The following is a 17,777-nucleotide window of genomic DNA, read 5'->3' as shown; positions in this document are numbered from 1 at the left end:
GCTCCCGAACAGGTGCCGACCGCACGACTCCCGGAGCCGCCGCCTCTCCAGCGCGGAGCGGCACCGGGGTCGTAACACCAACGCACTCCCGCGGTTGACGGGCGTCGCGGCCGCGGTGACGGTTGGAAGGTGGAGCACGGCCGCGCGGTCTCCCCGCTGCCGCACGACGCGAACCCGCACCCCGAGGGCAAGGGAGCACCGCTCATGACCGAGGCCCGGCACGACCGCCCCGGACCTGACCAGCACTCCGTCTCCCGCCCGGAGGCCCCGGTGCCGCGCCATTCGGACAGCCGTCCCGCGGCCCGGCCCGACGCGGTCTCCGACCTCCGCCGGGTCGGCATCTCCCCCGATCACTGGTACCCGGTGGCGACCTCGCGCAAGGTGCGGCGCAACCGGACGTTCGCGGCCGTCTTCGCGGGTGAGCGGATCGTGCTGTACCGGGGGCGCAGCGGTGCCGTGCACGCGCTGGAGGACCGGTGCGCGCACCGCCAGGTGCCGCTGAGCATGGGCGTGGTCGAGGGGGACGTCCTGCGGTGCTGCTACCACGCGTGGGCCTACCGGGGCGACGGCCGCATCTCGCAGATCCCGTATCTGCCCAAGGGCTGTGAGCGGCCGCCGCGCGGGGTGCGCTCGTATCCGGTCCGCGAGGCCTACGGCCTGGTGTTCGTGTTCCCCGGTGACCCGGCGCTCGCCGAGGACGCGCCGTTCCCGTTCCTGCCCGAGTACCACTCGGCCGCCCACCGCACCATGACGTTCTCCCGGACCGTGCGCTGCCACTACTCGTTCATGCACGAGAACCTGCTCGACATGAACCATCAGTTCCTGCACCGGAGCGTGCTCGGCAGGATCCGGCCGGAACTGCTGGGGTACGACGCCGGGCCGCGGCACGTCGAGGCGCGGTATCTCTTCGTCCCGGCCGGTGGACGCAAGGACAGGGGCGCGGGGCTGCTGTCCGCGGAGGGGTTCGGGGGCGCGGACCGGCCCGACGTCATCACGATCCGCACCGAGTACCCGTACCAGACTCTTCGGGACGTCCCCGAGGGCAGTGACCTTCCGGTGTTCTCCCTCTGGGCGGCCTACGTGCCGGAGGACGCGGAGCAGCGGGTCAATCACGCCTACGGTCTGCTCACCATCGCGAAGCCGGCGGTGCCCGGTGCGCTGCATCTGGCCTGGCCGCTCATCCGCCGCTTCACCGAGCGGGTCTTCGCCCAGGACCGGACGGCGGTGGAGGCCGAGCAGCGTGCCTGGGACGAGCAGGGCGAGGACCACAACCACGAGGTGTTCCCGCTCATCCTCGACCTCCGTGACGTCCTGCGCGACAACGGCGTACCGCTGCGTCCGGAGACGGCGTCCGGATGCGCGCCGTGCGGCATGGCGGGACCCGCGCACCACGCGGCCTCGCTAGCGGGCGACGCCGGTGCGGCGGACCCCGCCGATGTCACGGAACCCGCCGGACCGGCGCAGGCCGCCGGTCCCGCGGTGGAGGGCGCGGGCATGCCCGAGTAGGTCCGGCGCCCCCTCCGCGCGCGTGCGTCGCGTGGCCCGGTCAGTCCGCGGTACGGACCGGCGTCTCCGGCTCGGCCACCGGCGCGGCCTGCGTGATCACTTCGGAGCGCCGGCTGCCCCGGTCCATGACGCCGCCGGTGAAGGCGAGGCCCAGACCGGCCACGGCGAGCGCCGCGCCGACCAGGTTCGGGGCGGCCCAGCCCCAGCCGGCCGAGATGACCAGTCCGCCGAGCCAGGCGCCACCGGCGTTGGCCAGGTTGAACGCCGAGTGGTTGGAGGCCGCCGCCATCGTGGGGGCGTTCTTCGCCTTGGCCATGAGCAGCATCTGGATCGGTGTGGTGATCAGGGAGCCCATCGCGCCGATGAGCGTGATCATCAGCAGGGCCGGCACGGTGCTGTGGACCGCGAAGTAGAAGGCCACCAGGGCGGCCGCCAGCAGGATGAGGCCCCAGTACATGGTGGGGCGCAGCGCGCGGTCGGTGAGCGGTCCGGCGATCAGGGTGCCCAGCGTCATGCCGACGCCGTACAGCGCGAGGACCCAGGTGGTGGAGGTGCCGGACAGGCCGGTCAGGTGCGTGAGCATCGGCACGAGGTAGCTGTACACGGCGAAGAATCCGCCGAAGCCGACGACGGCCGTGGCCAGACCGATGACGACCTGCTTGTTGCCCATGGCCCGCAGTTCGTGCCGCACGCCGGACTGCTCGCCGCGCGGCTGGTGCGGGACGAAGGCGGCCAGCGCGGCCAGCGCGACCAGGCCGATGACGGCGACCGCGCCGTAGGCGGCGCGCCAGCCCAGATGCTGTCCGAGTGCCGTGGCCGCCGGGACGCCGACGATGTTGGCGATGGTGAGTCCGAGGAACATCTTCGAGACGGCGCGCGCGGCGCGGTCGGGAGCCACCAGTCGCGAGGCGACGACGGCGCCGACGCCGAAGAGCGCGCCGTGCGGCAGGCCCGCCATGAAGCGGGCGGCGAACAGCGTGCCGAAGTCGGGGGCGAACGCCGACGCCGTGTTGCCGATCACGAACAGGCCGGTGAGGAGCAGCAGCAGCCGCTTGTGCGGGACACGCGCGCATATGCCCGTCAGCAGCGGGGCGCCGACGACGACACCGAGCGCGTACGCCGACACGACGTTGCCGGCGTGCGGTACGGACACACCGATTCCGTCGGCGATCTGGGGCAGCAGCCCCATCGTGGCGAACTCGGTGGTGCCGATGCCGAACGCGACGACAGCCAGGGCCAGCAGAGCCAAGGGCATGGTGCGGGAGAACCTTTCGAAGACAAACGGGCCGGGGACCAGGAGCGGGGTGGTGCGGACTCGTCCGCACGGGGAGTGCAGCAATGACGCCGCGGCATCCATTCCAAGATCGCCCCGCGATGTGCGGCGCCGGGTCGGGCCCGGTGCCTCTGGCTGCGGTGGTCGACCCCGGCCGGTGAGCAAGGATAGCTGCTGGGGCCACACATCCCGTCCGGGCGGGGACCGGTGCCCGGACGCGCCCAGGGCCACGCGCGGGCTGGGGCTCCGTACGGCCGCACACCGCGGCGGCGGCCGATGGGATCGGCCGCCGCGCCCGTGCGTGTTCGCCGGTGAGAGACGTTCCTCACCAGGGTGCCGGGGCCGGGGGCGGTACCACCGGGGGCCGGTCGTCGCAGGTGATGGTGTTCGGCAGTTCCCAGGACGCCAGCCAGGGGCCGGTCGTCCCGCCGCCGTCGTTGCCGCCGAGGTCGTTCACCGAGAACTCGGATCCGGAGGCGGGGAAATGGAAGGAGCCGCAGTTGTTGACGCCCACCGCACCGACGTTGCGGGCGTCCACGTTCTCGAAGGACGCCGATCCCGCGGAGCGGGCGCTGAGCACCGAGGTGCCGGTGCCGTCCACCCGGATGTCCTTGAAGTGGACGCCTCGGATCGCGTACTTGTCCTTCACCGGGAAGTCGGAGACGAGCATGATCGCGTTGTAGGTGCTGTCGAGGAAGTGGTCGCCGGTGACCTGGATGTCGGCGTCGATGTCCCGCTCCAGGGCGTAGAACCAGATGGCACCGAGGCCGATCTTCCAGTTGAGCTCGAAGGGGCCGGAGCGGACGGTGGTGTTGTCGGTGATCCGCAGCTCTCCGGTGAACGGCTCGGCCCCGAAGCGCGATCCGACCTGGACGGCGCTGCCCTCTCTGACGGGGTCGGCGACGAGGTTGCCGGTGACCGTGTTGTCGGTGCCGCCGTAGAGCGCGATGCCGTTGGCGAGGACCGGGCTCTGCACGGTGTTGTGGGCGAAGACGTTGCGCGCGTCGCCCGTCTTCTCCGACCACATCGCGAGGCCGTCGTCGCCGGTGTTGCGGACGAAGGTGTCCGTGACGCTCGAATCGCTCACGCCGGTGTGGAAGTTGACGCCGTCGGCGATCTGGTCGGCGATCACGGTGCGGGTGACGCGCAGGCCGGTCATCGGGCCGTCGAACCACATGCCGACCTTGGTGTGGTGGAGGTAGAGGCCGTCGATGGTCGAGTCGCTCAGCGCTCCGCCGATGGAGTTGACCTGGTCGGTGTCGACGCGTTCGCGTACGTCGCCCTCGACGGCGAAGCCCGACAGGTGGACGTCGTGGCTGCCGCCGTCCGCCGCGTCCTTGCCGTAGAAGCCGACGCCGGTGTGGACCGAGCCGTCGGGGGCGGGGGCGCCGAGGGTGACCTGGTGGCCCTTGACGACCGTGTACCAGCTGCCGGCCCCGACGATCGTGACGTCGTCCACGAGGATGTGCCGGTTCACCTGGTACGTACCCGGCGGCACGTACACCTTGAGGTGCCGCTTCTTCGCGTGGGCGATGGCCCGGTCGAAGGCGTCGCCCGCGTCACGGCGGCCGGATGGATCGGCTCCGAAGGCGACGACGTTCGCCGCGTGCTTCTCGACGTGCGGGGCGCCGACGAGCTGCGTGTCGAGCAGGTCGACGACGGTCCAGGCCGCTCCGGAGTTCCTGGGGGCGGTGAGGCGGACGGTGTCACCGGCCGCGTACCTCTTGCCGAGCAGCAGTCGTTGTTCGTCGTAGAAGTGGCTGGGCCGGAACGGCTTGTCGACGGTGGGCGCCGGGGTGGTGGAGGCGGGGACGCAGCCGCATTCGGTGATCCACCAGTCGGGGTGCAGCAGGTCGCCCTGGGGGTCGTTGCTGAACGGGTACTGGTTGTAGAGCCAGGAGTACCGCGAGGTGAGCGGCATCGTGGTGCGGTGTCCGCCGGCCACGGTGACGTCGAGGGGCGCGGTGATGCCGCCGCCCCGAGGGGCGTCGGGAACGCTGTACCGCACGGTGAGCGCGTTGGCGGCGCGCGGCAGGGTGAACTCGACGTACTGGCCCGGCTTCAGGCGCACCGCCGAGCGGCCCGAGGCCTCGGAGGGCAGGGTGTAGGCGGTGCGGTCGGGGCCGATGACCGTGCCGTTCGTGGTCGCGTTCTCCGCCTCCTGTTCGGCGAAGTCCACCGAGGCACCGCGCCCCGCGACCAGGGCGGGATCGAGCCCGGCCCGGGTCACCGCCGGTGCGCCCTGGCGGTCGCCGTGCCCGGCGGCTGCCGGAGCCGGGGCCCCGAGCCCGAGCACGAGTCCGGCGGCGGCCGCGGTCACCACCGCGACCGCTCGGACGGGTCTTCGCGCACGGCCCCGTACCCGCCCGGCGGCCGTGTGGAGGGTGTACCGCGCCATCGGCTTCTCGTTTCTCTCGAAGCGGAGGACACCGAGGGCAGCTCGGTGCGCGGCGGCACGGCGGTCAGGGAGCCGTGCCGCTGCGTACCGGGACATTAGGGTGCGCCTGGACACCGCGACAAGACGCAGGACACGTATTTCCATCTTTCAGTACGAATCCTGCAAGCGTCCGTCGATTTTTTGCGCATCTTGCGTTGCTTGCGCTTTGGTCTCAGCTCCCGGAGGACACCGTGCGCCGGTCAGGGCCGGACCACGTACTCCAGAATCCGGCCGTCGACGGTCCCGACGAGCAGGTTCCCGTGCGGCGCGACGGCGAGGGAGAGTGCCGTGGTCGGTGCCCCGTCGACCGCGAGTTCGGTGTGCCAGCGGACCGTGCCGTCGTCGGCGTCCAGCGCGGTCAGGGCGCCCGAGTTGTACGCGACGTAGACCGTGTCCTCGTCGACGTCGAGCGCGGTGGCCGGACGATCGGTGCGGTGCTGCCACTGCACCGCGCCGTCGAGGGAGCGCCGTACGACATAGGCGCCACCGGGCTGGAGCCCGGCTCCGTCGTGGACCGCCCCCGCGTAGACCAGGCTCTGCCCGATCTCGGCCGCCGGGCCGCCGAAGTGGTGCTCCTCGGGCACCCAGGAGAGCGGGAAGAGCCGCCGGGTCGTACCGTCCGCGGCCAGGGACACGATCCATTTGTCCTTGTGCGGCGCGTCCGGCCGCGTGCCCACCAGGACGTACGGACGGCTCGCGCGGCTGACCGGGAACGGGTGGTTGAACAGGTCGAATCCGCCGACTTCCTGGAAGGCGTGGGTGGCCGGTTCGAAGGTGCCGGCCTCCAGGAGAGAGCTCCCGTCCACTTCGGAGCCGCCGCCGTCCCGGCCCTCCGCCCGATCGGCGAGGCCGAACATCGTCAGCCGTTCGCCACGTCGGTGCGTATGGTCCGACGGCCTCGCCAGCACCCTGCCACCGCCGGCGACCAGGACGGCGGACTCCGTCAGGCTCAGCGTCTCCAGCACCTGGCCCGTGTCGACCGCCACGCGCGCGATCCGGGGTGCGGGGCGCTCCCAGCCTCCGTCGCCTCGCCGCATGCGGCGGTCGCCGTTGGCCCACACCGAGGTCCCGTCGGCGGCGGGGACCAGCTGGCGGCCCCCTTCGTCGTCCTCCACCGCCCACTCGCGTTGCCCCGACGACGACCACGACTCCGCGAGGACTCCGTCCAGGGCGGCCAGCACCCGGCCGTCCTCCCTGCCCTCGACGGCCCACACCCGTCGCCGGGGCGACCACCGCCGGCCGGCCCCGGCGGCGAGGTCCGCGAGCAGCCGGCGTGTGTCGGCCCGGTGGTCGGGACGTGGAGCCGGCCGCACGGGCGCCGAGAGCTCCTCCGGCTCGATGTCCCCCGGCCTCACCGCTCCCCAGTCGTCACGGGAGACCACGGCCTCGTGCCCCTGCTCGTGCGCGTCGTCGTTCTCCCAGTCGTCGCACGGCGCCAGCACCAGACCCAGCCGCGTCGGACCGCACCATTCGAGGCTCAGCACCTCCCGCCCGTACCGCAGCGCGGACACCACGGTGCCGGTGTCCAGGTGCAGCAGGAGGAGTTCGCCCTCGAACGCGTAGCCCCCGTCGTAGCATCCGGTGCCGACGGCCAGCAGGGGAAGCGTGGGGTGGAAGGCGGAGGAGTTCACCGGGTAGCGCGATCGCACCAGGTGCTCGCAGCGCAGAGTGTCGCGGTCGTAGACGCCGATCCGGTCCCCCGTCCAGCGCGCGTCCGCCGTCCCGCTGCCGCTCCATTGCAGCCGGCCGACGTCGCCGGCCACGGCGATCCTGCGCGAACGACCGTCGAGGACGGCCAGGCACGGCAGTCCCGTCCCGGCGAAGGGCGCGTCGCCCAGCACACGTCGGACCAGCGGCAGTACGGTCATGCAGATGTCCTCCAGAAGGCGCGCGCACGTCGAAGGCCGCCGCCCCTTGCGCGGGACGGCGGCCGTTCATGCTCCCGTTCTCCGCACCCCGGGCGCCATCGGATATACGCCGGGTGCGGTGCGCTCCCCCCTCGGAGCGCTGTGATCAGGGGCGGTCCAGTCCCCAGGTCTGGAGGACGAAGGGGCGTCCCTTCTCCTCGCCCGTGATCGGCGGGACGTCGAGCAGGGTGAAGCCCGCCTTGGTGGCCACGGCGACACTGGCGGCGTTCTCGGCCTCCAGTTCCAGGATCACCCGCTCCGCGGCCAGTTCCTCGAAGGCGTACGCGGCCATCACCCGTACCGCCCGTACGGCCAGACCCTGACCGCGGTGGGCCGGGCCGACCGCGTAGCCGATCTCCGTTCCCTCGGGAGCGCGGCGCAGCATCACCTCGCCGAGCGGCGCTCCGCCGTCGACCGTGATCGCGAGCAGGACGGCCGTGCCCTCCGCGCGCAGCGTCCGGTCCCGGTCAAGGCGTCCGCGGGCGGCGGCTTCGTCGAAGGGGGAGACGATCGGCGTCCAGTACGCGATGTCGGGGTGGTCGAACAGCTCCGGCATCGCCGGCAGGTCCCCCTCCGTCCAGTCGCGAAGGACGAGGCCCTCCCCCCTGAGCTCGATCCGCTCGGGAAACGACGACGTGGTGCTGCTCATGGTGCGGGACCTCCTGGCCTGTTCGGAACGAGGCAGGATAACCGGGACGGCCCGGGCGGCCGGACCCGCGGGGCCCCGGCGGACCGGGCGGCCCGTGTGACGTTCAGGCGCCCGCTTGCAGACGCAGGCCCGTCAACGTCAGCTCCAGCGCGGAGCGGAACTGGTCGGCGTCGTCGTGGCCGTCGAACTCGTCGACGATCTCGTGCACGAACGGAAACTCCTCGGGGTCGAGCTCCCGCCAGGTCTCGGCGAAGCGGCCGAGGAACTCCTCACGGTTCACGGCGCCGTCGAGGATCTCCTGGGGCGGCTCCTGCCCCATGTCGACGGCCGAGCCGACCACGACACCGACGATCGCGGACACCGCGTGGAACCGCTGGTGCGCGGTGAGGTCCAGGCGGAGGGTCTGCTGGCCGAGCTTCTCGTACAGGCGCAGGGAGTTGCCCTGGACGTCGGTGTTGCGCATGAAGTAGGCGCCGAGCCAGGGCCGGTCCACGATCGCGTCGAACAGCGTCACGGCCATCGCGCGCAGGTCGTCGATCGGGTCGTCGCTGCGGGGAAGCGCCTCGATGTCGGCCAGTACGGCGCCCACCACATGGTCGGTGGCGCGGTCGAGCAGTTCCTCCTTGCTCGCCACGTACCAGTAGATGCTGGCGACGCCACCGCCGAGGCGCTGCGCGAGCGCCCGGAACGTCAGCGCCGGCGCCCCGGCCTCGTCGAGCAGGGCCACCGCCTCGGTGAGCACCGACTCCATCGAGTGCGAAGCCCGTCGGCGCCCCTCGGCCGCACGGCTCGGCGGACGGGTCCCGGTCGCACGGTTCGGCAGGCGTGCCATGGCTTCCATCCCATCACTCTTGCGTCGTATCGAACGTTGTTCTATCGTATCGCATCGTACGCCGTTCGATAGCCGTACACTGTTCGATAGACGAACGATGTTCGACCGGGAGGACCGCCATGACCACCGCCACGCTCCACCCCCCGTCCCGCACCTATCCGTCCCTACGCGCGGCATGGATTCCGCTGGCCGCCCTCTGCCTGGCCTTCTTCGTCGAGATGGTCGACAACACGCTGCTGTCGATCGCGCTGCCCACCATCGGCCGCGACCTGGGCGGCGGAACGACCGCGCTGCAATGGGTCACCGGCGCCTACTCGCTGACCTTCGGCGGTCTGCTGCTCACCGCCGGGTCGCTGGCCGACCGCTTCGGCCGCCGCCGGGTGCTGCTCATCGGGCTCGCCGCGTTCGGCTCGCTGAGCCTGTGCGCCCTCCTCGTCACCACGGCGGGCGAGCTCATAGCCCTGCGGGCCGTCCTCGGCATCGCCGCCGCGGCGATGGCCCCGATCACGAACTCCCTGGTCTTCCGCCTGTTCGACGACGCGGCCCTGCGGATGCGCGCCATGACGGTGATGATCGTCGTCGGCATGTCCGGCTTCATCCTCGGACCGCTGCTCGGTGGCACCGCGCTGGCCCATGTCGGATGGGAATGGCTGCTGGTCGTCAACGCGCCGATCGCGGTGTTCGCCTGCATCGGCGTCCGGCTCGGCGTCCCCGCCGACCGGCCGGAGGGCCTGACCCACGACCCGCTCGACCTGCCGGGCGCCGCCCTGAGCGTCACCGCCATCGGACTCGCCTGCTACTCGCTGACCAGCGGAGTCGAGCACGGCTGGCTCTCCACACCCACCGTCGCCTCGATCGTCGGCGCCGTCGCCGCCGCGATCGCGTTCGTGTGGCACGAGCGCCGCAGCGCCGCACCCATGCTGGATCTGCGTCTCTTCTCCAACGGCACCGTCCGCGGCGCCGCCATCGCGCAGATCGGGACCTCGATCGCGATGGCCAGCGTGATGTTCGGGCTGATCCTCCACTTCCAGTACGCGTACGGATGGAGCCCGGTGCGGGCCGGCCTGGCCAATCTGCCGCTCATCGTGACGATGCTCGCCGCGACACCCGTGTCCGAATGGCTCGGGCGCCGGTTCGGCCACCGCGTCGCCTGCCTGGTGGGCGCGGCCTGCCTGGCGGGATCGCTGGCGGGTCTGTCCTGGGCGGTCGGCCACGGGTACGCCGCCATCGCCGTGTGCATGGTCGTCATGACGGTGGGACTGCGTACGGTCATGACGATCTGCGCGGTCGCGCTGGTCGGCGCGATGCCGGCGAACCGCACCTCCATCGGTGCCGCGCTCAACGACACCGCGCAGGAGGTCGGCTCCAGCGTCGGTACGGCCGTGGTCGGCACCCTGATCGCCGTGCTGGTCACCACCCGACTCCCCGCCGGCACCTGGAGCGGCGACCTCGTCGCGTCGTTCTTCCACGGCGAACGGATCACCTACGCCGTGCTCGCGGTCGTCGTCGGACTGATCGCGGCCGGCGGCGCGCTGAGCCTCACCGACTCCCGCACCGTCGAGGAGCACCCCGCCGAGGAGCTCGAAGAGCAGCCCGTCGGGGAACCCGTCTGACGGCGGCGCCCGGCCGCCCGCCCGGCCCCGCGTCCGCCGCGGCCGAAAGGCACCCGGCGTACGCGTGGCACTGGGACCATGAGCCATGCGCCCCGAAGACTGGTACCTCACCGAAGACGTCGACGACTTCCTCGCCCGCGCAGGGGACTTCCTTCGCTCGCGGCCCGGGCTCCACGTCATGCAGCTCACCTGGGCCGAGAGGGTGCGCAAGCGCGGGGCGGACGCGTTCGGCTCCGGGGCGCCCCTGTTCGGCCTGCTGGAGCGAGGCGGCGAGGTCGAGGCCACCTTCTACCGCCTCGCTCCCCGCGGATTCGGCCTCTCCCCGCTCACACCGGAGCAGGCGGACTCCCTCGCCGCCCGTCTGAGCGCCCTCGGGGCCTCCCCTCCCGGCGTCAGCGCCGACGACGAAACGGCCACCCTCTTCGCCGAGGCCTGGCAGCGGCACACCGGCGCGACCCCGAGACCGCGCGCGACACGCCTTCGTCTGTATCGCCTCGGCACCCTCACCCCACCCGAGCCGATGCCGGCGGGCCGCGCCCGCGTCCTGGGCGAGCAGGACCTCGATCACGTCATGTTCTGGTGCCGGGAGTTCGCCGCGGCCGTCGGCGAAGAGGTGTCCATCAGCGCGGCCACCTGGGCCGACACCCGCTTCGCCGACAAGCGCTACACCCTCTGGGAGACCCCGGACGGCACCCCCGTCTCCGTCGCGGGCATGAACCCCCTGATCGGTGGCCAGATCCAGGTGGACATCGTCTACACCCCCGCCGAGCTGCGCGGCCGTGGATACGCGGCCGCCGTGTCGGCTGAGGTGAGCCGCGCGGCTCTCGCCGCGGGAGCGCAGGACGTGGTGCTGTTCGCGGACCTGTCCAACCCCATCAGCAATGCCGTCTACCAGCGCCTCGGTTATCGAAGGCTGGCCGACTGGTCCGGGTACGACTTCCTGCCCGGCACACCGGGAAGTCCGCGCCGACCGGTGCGCCGGGCCGGGTGACCCGCGCCCTAGGACGTGTGGTGCAGCCAGCGCTGAAGGACGTCGTTGACATCGTCCGGGAGCGCGCTGATCTGGTCGATGGCGGCACGGTCCTCCGGCATCGGCGGGACACCGGCGGCGGTGAGCGTGGCGTGCAGGGCCAGGCGCCGCTGGTCCCGCGGGTCGAGGGTGTAGCCGATCCGGTGGGCGGGGTCGGGCGGTGGCAGCAGGGCGTCGACGTCGTCGCGGGACTGGGCCGCGGCACCCCAGGCGCTGTCCTGCGGCAGTACGGCATAGGGGTCGACGAACGCGCGGGAACTGAGGTTCTCACTGCTCCAAGGGGTCATCTCCGGCTCCTCACCGTAGGAATCGCTGTGCACTACAAGCCCAGAGTCCGAGGAGCACGGCTCCGGTTGCGTCCACCGCCACACATCACGCCGACGGCGTCATCGGCGGCTGATCACCTCGTGTGACCAGCAGACGGACGCCGGGCGCCGCACGATCCCGCCGTACGCGTCACCCGCGGTCCCCGTGCCAGCGGACCGCGGCGGCTCCCGCGAAGTCGCCGGCGTGCGCGAAGCCGCCCAGCACCACCAGGTCACCGTCCTTCACCCGGCCCGAGCCGATCGCGTGGTCCAGGGTGACCGGGATCGCCGCTCCGAAGAGGTTCCCGCACCGGTCGAACGTGTTCAGGTGCCGTTCGGCGGGCAGTTGCAGCGCCTCCCTCCAGTTGCGCAGGAAGGTGCGGTTCGGCTGATTGGTGACCAGGACGTCGATGTCCTCGGTCGCCACGCCGAGCCGCTCGCACAGGTCCGTGATCACCTCCGGGACCAGTCGGTTCCCGCGTGCCAGGACCTTCGCCACACTCGCGTCGGTGAACCCGATCCGCAGCTGGGACTCCCCCGGCTCCCAGTACTTGCGCCCGTCGTCGAGCGCCAGGGTCATGTCACCGGCGTGATCCCCTATGTGCCGGGTCTCCACGTCGAGAAGCGGCGAGCCGGCCGAGGTCGTCACCCACCCCACACCGCAGCCGTCGCCCGGGATCGCGGCCTGGGCGAGCCGACGCACCTCGGACTGGGTGAAGCACTGGCCCGCCGCGCTCTGCGCGTTGCAGATCAGCGCGGTCCGGGCGTCGGTGGTGGCCAGGATCTGCCGGGCCAGCTTCAACATGTACACGAAGGAAGCGCAGCCCGCGTTCGCCACGTCGACGAGCCATTCCGGGTTCAGGCCCAGTCGGCGCGCGACCTCGGTTCCGGCGCCGACGAACGGCAGATCCGGCAGCTGGCTGTGCACCAGCAGGACGTCGACGCCCCGGATCTCGTCCCTGCCGTGCCGGTCGATCAGGGGCTGCACGGCGCGTTCGATCATGTCCGTGTTGGTCTCGTCCGCGGCCACGTGGTGCCGTGACTGCGGGACCTTGAACATGGGGTGGCCGCGGAGCTTGTCCTCCGCGCCCGGGTAGTCGGTGTAGAACTCCGCGGGGACCGGGTCGCCCGGAAGGTAGCCCGAGACGTCGGTGAGGCTGACCGTGGTCACCGCGCCACCGCCCTCGGGGGCACCGCGTTGACGGGTTGGCCGTTGCGACGGCGGTGCTCCAGGATCGCCTTGAGGTTGTTCATCTCCACGGTGTGCCCCGCGTAGAACAGGTCCCAGTAGTCGCCCACCCAGGGCCGGTCGGGCCGGGGCGCCAGGCCGGGGTGCGGGTTCGTGTCGTAGTGCGGATGACGGCAGTTGGTCCAGGTGATCACCGATCCCGGCTTGTCGAGCACCAGTTGGGCCGGCACGACCCGCATCAGGTAGATCATCCACAGTTGGTCGCCCTGGTCCCAGGAACAGTGGAAATCCACGGTCATGGCCTCGGGGTTGGCGACCACCTTGCAGTAGATGCGGGTGTCCTCCTCCAGGCGGTCACGGCCGACCCACAGCCCGGGTGTGCCCGAGGGAGCGAAGTCCCGCAGGCTGCACGTCCATTCCTCCAGGTGGTGACCCTGCCGGAGGTAGTCGAAGGTGAGGTCCGGCGGGCAGTCGACGTACTCGTGGATGGTGCAGTACCGCCCGTAGACCTGATGGTGGGGGTAGACGGCGTGGGTGAGTTCCACGCAGTGGGCGGTCAGTTCGTCCTTGCCGGGGTTCTCGATCCGCATCAGACCGGGGATGTCAGCCAACGGGGACGACTCGTCGCTCATCTGCGTTCTCCTTGCTGTCGGGGTGTTCGGCACGGTCATCGGCTCCGGGAGGGTCGGTGGCGCCGGTGGCACGGTCGGTGGCGCGGCCGGTCCGGTCGGCGGCGCCGGTGGCCTCGGTGAAGGGCTGGAAGGGGAGGAACGGAGGGATCTCCCTCGGGTCGCAGTCCAAGGCGACGAACGCCGGGCCGCCGCCCTCGTTGCCGCGCAGCAGCGCCTCACGGAGCCCCGCCGCGTCCTCGGCACCGGTGACGTCGAGGGACGGGAAGGCGGCGGCCACCCCGGCGGCGATGTCGGTCCGGCCGAACAGGTCGTCGCCGCGGACGCCGCCCTGGAGGAACTCCTCGCGCAGCACGCACATGGCGTGGGCGTTGTTGTTGAAGACGACGAAGGTGACCGGTGCGGAGAGCTCCACCGCGGTGTGCACCTCCGCCCCGTGCATGAAGAAGGCCCCGTCACCTGCCAGTACGTAGGTACGTCGGCCGGTCGCGAGCGCGGCGCCGATGCCGGCGCCGAAGGTGTAGCCCATGCCTCCCATGCCGAGGGCGACGACGAACCGCCCGTGTCGTGGTGCGGGAAGGAGATGGACCGCGCTGGCACCCGTGTTCCCGGCGTCGACGAAGACGTGCGCGTCCTCGGGAAGCGCCGACTCCACCGCCGCGAGGGCCGCTGCGTACGGGAGGGTCCGACCGTGGACGGCCGGGGAGTCCGGATCCGGCGTGGGGGTGGGTACGGGTCCGGAGTGGCGCGGGCACGCACGTGGGGTCGGCGCGAGCCTGCCGGTCACCGCGCGGAGGGCGTCCCGCAGATCCCCACCCATCGCCGTCGCGGCCACGAAGGGCTCTTCGGAATCGAGGCATACGACGTCGGTGGCGTCCAGCGCCCGCTCCAGTCCGCCGCGCGCCAGGAGGGGCAGCCGGGTGCCGACCAGCAGACACACATCGGCCCGGCGCAGACACTCCTCGACGTTGGCATGGCCCATCACCCCGGCCACGCCCGCGAATTGGGGATGGCGGTTGTCGAACACGTCCTTCGCGTCGGGGGTGACCGCGACCCATGCCCCCAGTCTCCGCGCCAGTTCGGCCAGTTCCGCACGCGCGTCCGCCGCGGCCACGCCCTCACCGGCGACGACCAGGACCGTGGCCGCGCCACGAAGGACGTCCGACACCTCGGTGAGAGCGGCGGCGTCGAGCGGTGTCGCCGGCACGGCGGGCACCGGCGCGGGATCGGGGCCGGGCAACCTGATCCGTGCCTGCTGCACGTCCTTCGGCAGGAGCAGCACGGCCGGCCCGCGCGGCTCGGTCAGGGCCGCCGCGATCGCCCGCGGCAGCAGCTCCACGAGCGACTGCGCGTCCTCGACCCGGGCGCAGTACCGGGAGATCGGGGTGAAGACCTGGGCCGCGTCGAAGGAATCACCCTTGCCGCTGGTGTCCTGGAAGGCGCCCCGCCCGTCCTGGACGGTCGGCGGCTGACCCACCAGGGCGAGCAGCGGCACCCGTGAGGCGTACGCCTCCGCGAGACCCGGCACCAGGTTCATCGCGCCACCGCCCGAGGTGGCGGCGACGACCCCGAGGCGCCCGGTGGTCCGGGCGGATCCGTCGGCCATGGTGACGGCCGAGAACTCGTGCTTGGCGACGACCCCTTGGACGGTTCCGCAGCGGTGCACGGCGTCGTAGAGGTCCTCGATGTTGGCGCCACCGACGCCGAACACATGGGTGACCCCGGCTTCGGCCAGCTCGGCGGCCAGGTGGTCGACCATGCGTACCGTCCCGGTTTCGGGCACGCCCGCCACGACGGTCATACGGGGCTCCCGTCCCTCTCCTGGTGCCGGTCGACGAGGCCCGACGGCGTGATCACCTGGAAGCGGTGCCGGTACTCCTTCGGGGTGAGCCCGAGGGTCCGCCCGAAGGAGCGGAAGAAGGTCTCGGGAGCACCGAATCCGCAGCGGCCCGCTATCTGGCCGATCGGGAGGTCGGTCGTCTCCAGGAGTTCCCGGGCGCGGGCGATCCGTGTGCGCTGGACGTACTGCCCGGGGGTGGTGCCCACCTCGCGGCGGAAGACCCGGGAGAAGTTGCGGGGGCTCATGTTCGCCTGCTGGGCCATCTCGGCCACCGGTAACGGGTTGTGGAGGTTCTCCAGGATCCATTCCTGCGCCGTCCGGATCGGCGGATGGTCGGCCAGCTGGGCGTCCAGCATCGCGCTGAACTGGGACTGCCCGCCGTGCCGTTTGAGGAAGAGCACCAGGAACCGTGCCGTCTCCAGGGCGAGAGCGGCTCCGTGATCGGCCTCCACCAGGGCCAGTGCCATGTCGATCCCGGTCGAGACTCCCGCCGAGGTGACGAAGGGGCCGTCCCAGACGAAGATCGGCTCGGCGTCCACCGTCACCGCCGGATAGCGGCGGGCCATCGCCTCGCCGTACGCCCAGTGCGTGGTGGCACGTCTGCCGTCCAGCAGGCCCGCCTCGGCCAGCAGAAAGGATCCGCCGCAGACGGAGGCGACCCTGCGCGACCGTCCCGCGGCCGCGCGGATCCACGAGATCAGCGCCTGGTCGTGCAGCGCCTCCTCCACACTCCAGCCCCCGGGTACGAGCAGGGTGTCGACGGGGCCCCGGCCGACTTCCAGCGGCAGTGCCGCCATGCTCACGCCCGAACTCGTACGCACCAGTGGCGCGTCGGCGGACACCATCTCGATCCGATAGGGAGCGGCCCCCGGATCGAGGAGCCGGTTGGCGATGTCGAACACTTCGATCGGTCCGGTGATGTCCAGCGCCATGGCACCGGCGTACACCACCACAACAACACGTCGCTCTGCCACGGTCACAGCCTGTATCGGATCTCGGACTGACCGCAATGACAGTTCACTGACGCATCCGGCCAACAGGATTTCGCTCCAAGGGAGTTGCGGCCGCCTGGCCAGGCGGTTCACCGACGAGCGCCGGTCACCGCGGGTGAGGCAACTCACAGGGGGCCGGAAAGTTGAAGCGGTACAACGTCTCGGCGGTGCACGCGAGTTGCCGAAAAAACCGTTGGGCCGACCGACCTGCCTTCAGGCAGGATCGACGCGTGGAGACCTATCTGGAGACCGAGCGCCTGGCCCTGCGGCGCTTCACCGCCGACGACGCGGACCTGCTGATCGAGCTGGACGGCGACCCGGCGGTGATGCGCTATCTGACCGGCGGCGAACCGACCGCGCCGGACATCGTGCGCGAGCTCCACCTGCCGAACATCCTCGCCGGATACGAGAGGTGGGGCGGCACCCTCGGACTGTTCGCCGCGCACGAGAAGGACGGCGGCGCGTTCATCGGCTGGTTCCTCCTGCGCCCCGAGCGCGAGGGCCCGCTGGACGAGGTGGAACTCGGCTACCGGCTGCGGCGGGCGGCCTGGGGCAAGGGCTATGCCACGGAGGGCTCGCGGGCCCTGCTGGGCAAGGCGTTCACGGAACTCGGCGTACGCGTGGTCTGGGCCGAGACGATGACGGTGAACGAGGGTTCGCGCAACGTCATGAAGAAGCTCGGCATGACCTTCACGGACACCCTCACCACTCCCCCGGACATGGTGATGGTCGAGGGCTCCGAGCAGGGCGGCGTCCGGTACGAGATCGCCAGGAAGCAGTGGGAGGCGCGGTAGTCAGGAGCGTCGGCCGTCGCCGAACCAGTCGGCGAGCGCGGCAGGTTCGCCGAGCCGGGCGGCGGCGGTGCGCCAGGCGGCCGTCACCGCGGCGCGGGCCTGCTCGGTCCGGTCGGCCTGCTCCGCCGCCGGCTCGATCGGCTCGCCCACGTGCACGTGCAGTCGCGGACGGCGAAGCGGTGACGTGAGCAGGCCCGCGAGCTGCTTGGCCCTGCTTCCCGAGGTGACCCGACGGGCACCGGCCTGGCCCACGGGCACCACCGGAGCCCCGGTCAGCCGGACGAGCCGGGACAGGCCGCTGCGGAAGGCTCCCGGGGCCGCCTCCGCGACGTCGGCCCGGTGCGGGAGCCCGCCCTCGGCGTAGATCAGGACCAGGCGCCCGCGCTCCAGCGCCTCGGCGGCTCCGTCCAGGGCGTCGGCCGCCCGTCGGTCGCCGCGGTGGACGGGGATGTGCCCCTCCCGTGCCAGCGCGCGTCCGAGCACCGGGACGCGCCACAGCCCGGCGGTCGCCATGACGACCGGACGCACCCCCAGGCGGTGCAGCGCGGCCAGGACGACGGCGGGGTCGGCGAGCGAGGTGTGGTTCGCGGCGATGATGCTGCCTGGAGCCAGTTCGGCGCCCGCGTCGGTGGTGACCGTGAGGCGGCCGACGGCGGGCACCAGGACGTCGGCGAGGCGGCTGAGCATGTTCGGTCTCCCGATCTCGACTCTGTTGGCCTTCATCGTCGACCGTGGGGGTCTCCGGAGCCTGAGTACGCGCACTCATCTTGCGCGGCCCGGT

15 protein-coding genes are annotated in these 17,777 nt (G+C 71.9%); 4 read left to right on the top strand and 11 right to left on the bottom strand.

The window, feature by feature from the left end:
* The first annotated feature begins 129 nt into the window (after window positions 1-129).
* Window positions 130-1,506, top strand: coding sequence for an aromatic ring-hydroxylating dioxygenase subunit alpha (locus tag WJM95_RS31635; protein WP_339133956.1), 1,377 nt, complete (start codon window positions 130-132; stop codon window positions 1,504-1,506).
* A gap of 40 nt (window positions 1,507-1,546) precedes the next feature.
* On the opposite strand, the gene WJM95_RS31630 is transcribed toward WJM95_RS31635, so the two are convergent.
* The 5 genes from WJM95_RS31630 to WJM95_RS31610 all read right to left on the bottom strand — a co-directional run bounded on the left by WJM95_RS31630 (window position 1,547) and on the right by WJM95_RS31610 (window position 8,523).
* Window positions 1,547-2,761, bottom strand: coding sequence for an MFS transporter (locus WJM95_RS31630; protein ID WP_339133954.1), 1,215 nt, complete (start codon window positions 2,759-2,761; stop codon window positions 1,547-1,549).
* Between the two features lie 343 nt (window positions 2,762-3,104).
* A complete protein-coding gene (locus WJM95_RS31625; protein WP_339133952.1) occupies window positions 3,105-5,177 on the bottom strand; it encodes a glycosyl hydrolase family 28-related protein in 2,073 nt (690 codons plus the stop codon).
* A gap of 239 nt (window positions 5,178-5,416) precedes the next feature.
* Window positions 5,417-7,084: a PQQ-binding-like beta-propeller repeat protein gene (locus WJM95_RS31620; protein ID WP_339133950.1), complete on the bottom strand. Its 1,668-nt coding sequence runs from the start codon at window positions 7,082-7,084 to the stop codon at window positions 5,417-5,419.
* A 145-nt stretch (window positions 7,085-7,229) separates the two neighbouring features.
* Window positions 7,230-7,772: a GNAT family N-acetyltransferase gene (locus tag WJM95_RS31615; RefSeq protein ID WP_339133948.1), complete on the bottom strand. Its 543-nt coding sequence runs from the start codon at window positions 7,770-7,772 to the stop codon at window positions 7,230-7,232.
* A gap of 103 nt (window positions 7,773-7,875) precedes the next feature.
* Window positions 7,876-8,523 carry a TetR family transcriptional regulator gene (locus tag WJM95_RS31610; protein WP_339135978.1) on the bottom strand — a complete coding sequence of 216 codons (648 nt, stop codon included), beginning with the start codon at window positions 8,521-8,523 and terminating at the stop codon, window positions 7,876-7,878.
* A 200-nt stretch (window positions 8,524-8,723) separates the two neighbouring features.
* On the opposite strand from WJM95_RS31610, the gene WJM95_RS31605 reads away from it, so the two are divergent.
* Both WJM95_RS31605 and WJM95_RS31600 read left to right on the top strand, forming a co-directional pair.
* Window positions 8,724-10,217 (top strand): MFS transporter, encoded by a 1,494-nt coding sequence (locus WJM95_RS31605; protein WP_339133946.1) that lies wholly within the window; start codon window positions 8,724-8,726, stop codon window positions 10,215-10,217.
* 85 nt (window positions 10,218-10,302) lie between these two features.
* Window positions 10,303-11,208, top strand: coding sequence for a GNAT family N-acetyltransferase (locus tag WJM95_RS31600; RefSeq protein ID WP_339133944.1), 906 nt, complete (start codon window positions 10,303-10,305; stop codon window positions 11,206-11,208).
* Window positions 11,209-11,216: 8 nt separating this feature from the next.
* Here the strand turns inward: WJM95_RS31600 and WJM95_RS31595 are convergent, their stop codons facing one another.
* The 5 genes from WJM95_RS31595 to WJM95_RS31575 form a co-directional block, all read right to left on the bottom strand.
* Window positions 11,217-11,534, bottom strand: a complete 318-nt coding sequence (locus tag WJM95_RS31595; RefSeq protein WP_339133942.1) for a hypothetical protein — start codon at window positions 11,532-11,534, stop codon at window positions 11,217-11,219.
* Between the two features lie 169 nt (window positions 11,535-11,703).
* Window positions 11,704-12,723 (bottom strand): ketoacyl-ACP synthase III family protein, encoded by a 1,020-nt coding sequence (locus tag WJM95_RS31590; protein WP_339133940.1) that lies wholly within the window; start codon window positions 12,721-12,723, stop codon window positions 11,704-11,706.
* Window positions 12,720-13,373, bottom strand: coding sequence for an SRPBCC family protein (locus WJM95_RS31585; protein WP_339133939.1), 654 nt, complete (start codon window positions 13,371-13,373; stop codon window positions 12,720-12,722). The genes WJM95_RS31590 and WJM95_RS31585 overlap by 4 nt, the downstream gene beginning before the upstream one ends.
* A complete protein-coding gene (locus WJM95_RS31580) occupies window positions 13,345-15,171 on the bottom strand; it encodes a thiamine pyrophosphate-binding protein (RefSeq protein WP_339133937.1) in 1,827 nt (608 codons plus the stop codon). The genes WJM95_RS31585 and WJM95_RS31580 overlap by 29 nt, the downstream gene beginning before the upstream one ends.
* The gene (locus WJM95_RS31575) at window positions 15,168-16,184 is read right to left on the bottom strand and encodes a GlxA family transcriptional regulator (protein WP_339133935.1); all 1,017 of its coding nucleotides are present in this window, start codon (window positions 16,182-16,184) and stop codon (window positions 15,168-15,170) included. Before WJM95_RS31575 ends, WJM95_RS31580 begins: the two co-directional genes overlap by 4 nt.
* Before the next feature lie 248 nt (window positions 16,185-16,432).
* On the opposite strand from WJM95_RS31575, the gene WJM95_RS31570 reads away from it, so the two are divergent.
* Window positions 16,433-16,996: a GNAT family N-acetyltransferase gene (locus tag WJM95_RS31570; protein ID WP_339133933.1), complete on the top strand. Its 564-nt coding sequence runs from the start codon at window positions 16,433-16,435 to the stop codon at window positions 16,994-16,996.
* Here WJM95_RS31570 and WJM95_RS31565 read toward each other — a convergent pair whose 3' ends face one another.
* Window positions 16,997-17,683 (bottom strand): lysophospholipid acyltransferase family protein, encoded by a 687-nt coding sequence (locus tag WJM95_RS31565; RefSeq protein WP_339133932.1) that lies wholly within the window; start codon window positions 17,681-17,683, stop codon window positions 16,997-16,999. It lies immediately after the preceding gene.
* Between the last annotated feature and the right edge of the window lie 94 nt (window positions 17,684-17,777).

Origin of the sequence: Streptomyces sp. f51 (genome assembly GCF_037940415.1) — a bacterium.
Classification (GTDB): domain Bacteria; phylum Actinomycetota; class Actinomycetes; order Streptomycetales; family Streptomycetaceae; genus Streptomyces.
The sequence above is the reverse complement of the archived record's forward strand: the minus strand, read 5'-3'. Positions and strand labels throughout refer to the sequence as shown.

Excerpts from the sequence above, each read along its gene's own strand:
- WJM95_RS31610 (WP_339135978.1), bottom strand. The coding sequence starts at position 8,523 with ATGGAGTCGGTGCTCACCGAGGCGGTGGCCCTGCTCGACGAGGCCGGG.
- WJM95_RS31605 (WP_339133946.1), top strand. The coding sequence starts at position 8,724 with ATGACCACCGCCACGCTCCACCCCCCGTCCCGCACCTATCCGTCCCTA.
- WJM95_RS31600 (WP_339133944.1), top strand. The coding sequence starts at position 10,303 with ATGCGCCCCGAAGACTGGTACCTCACCGAAGACGTCGACGACTTCCTC.
- WJM95_RS31595 (WP_339133942.1), bottom strand. The coding sequence starts at position 11,534 with ATGACCCCTTGGAGCAGTGAGAACCTCAGTTCCCGCGCGTTCGTCGAC.
- WJM95_RS31580 (WP_339133937.1), bottom strand. The coding sequence starts at position 15,171 with ATGACCGTCGTGGCGGGCGTGCCCGAAACCGGGACGGTACGCATGGTC.
- WJM95_RS31620 (WP_339133950.1), bottom strand. The coding sequence starts at position 7,084 with ATGACCGTACTGCCGCTGGTCCGACGTGTGCTGGGCGACGCGCCCTTC.
- WJM95_RS31565 (WP_339133932.1), bottom strand. The coding sequence starts at position 17,683 with ATGCTCAGCCGCCTCGCCGACGTCCTGGTGCCCGCCGTCGGCCGCCTC.
- WJM95_RS31630 (WP_339133954.1), bottom strand. The coding sequence starts at position 2,761 with ATGCCCTTGGCTCTGCTGGCCCTGGCTGTCGTCGCGTTCGGCATCGGC.
- WJM95_RS31585 (WP_339133939.1), bottom strand. The coding sequence starts at position 13,373 with ATGAGCGACGAGTCGTCCCCGTTGGCTGACATCCCCGGTCTGATGCGG.
- WJM95_RS31625 (WP_339133952.1), bottom strand. The coding sequence starts at position 5,177 with ATGGCGCGGTACACCCTCCACACGGCCGCCGGGCGGGTACGGGGCCGT.
- WJM95_RS31615 (WP_339133948.1), bottom strand. The coding sequence starts at position 7,772 with ATGAGCAGCACCACGTCGTCGTTTCCCGAGCGGATCGAGCTCAGGGGG.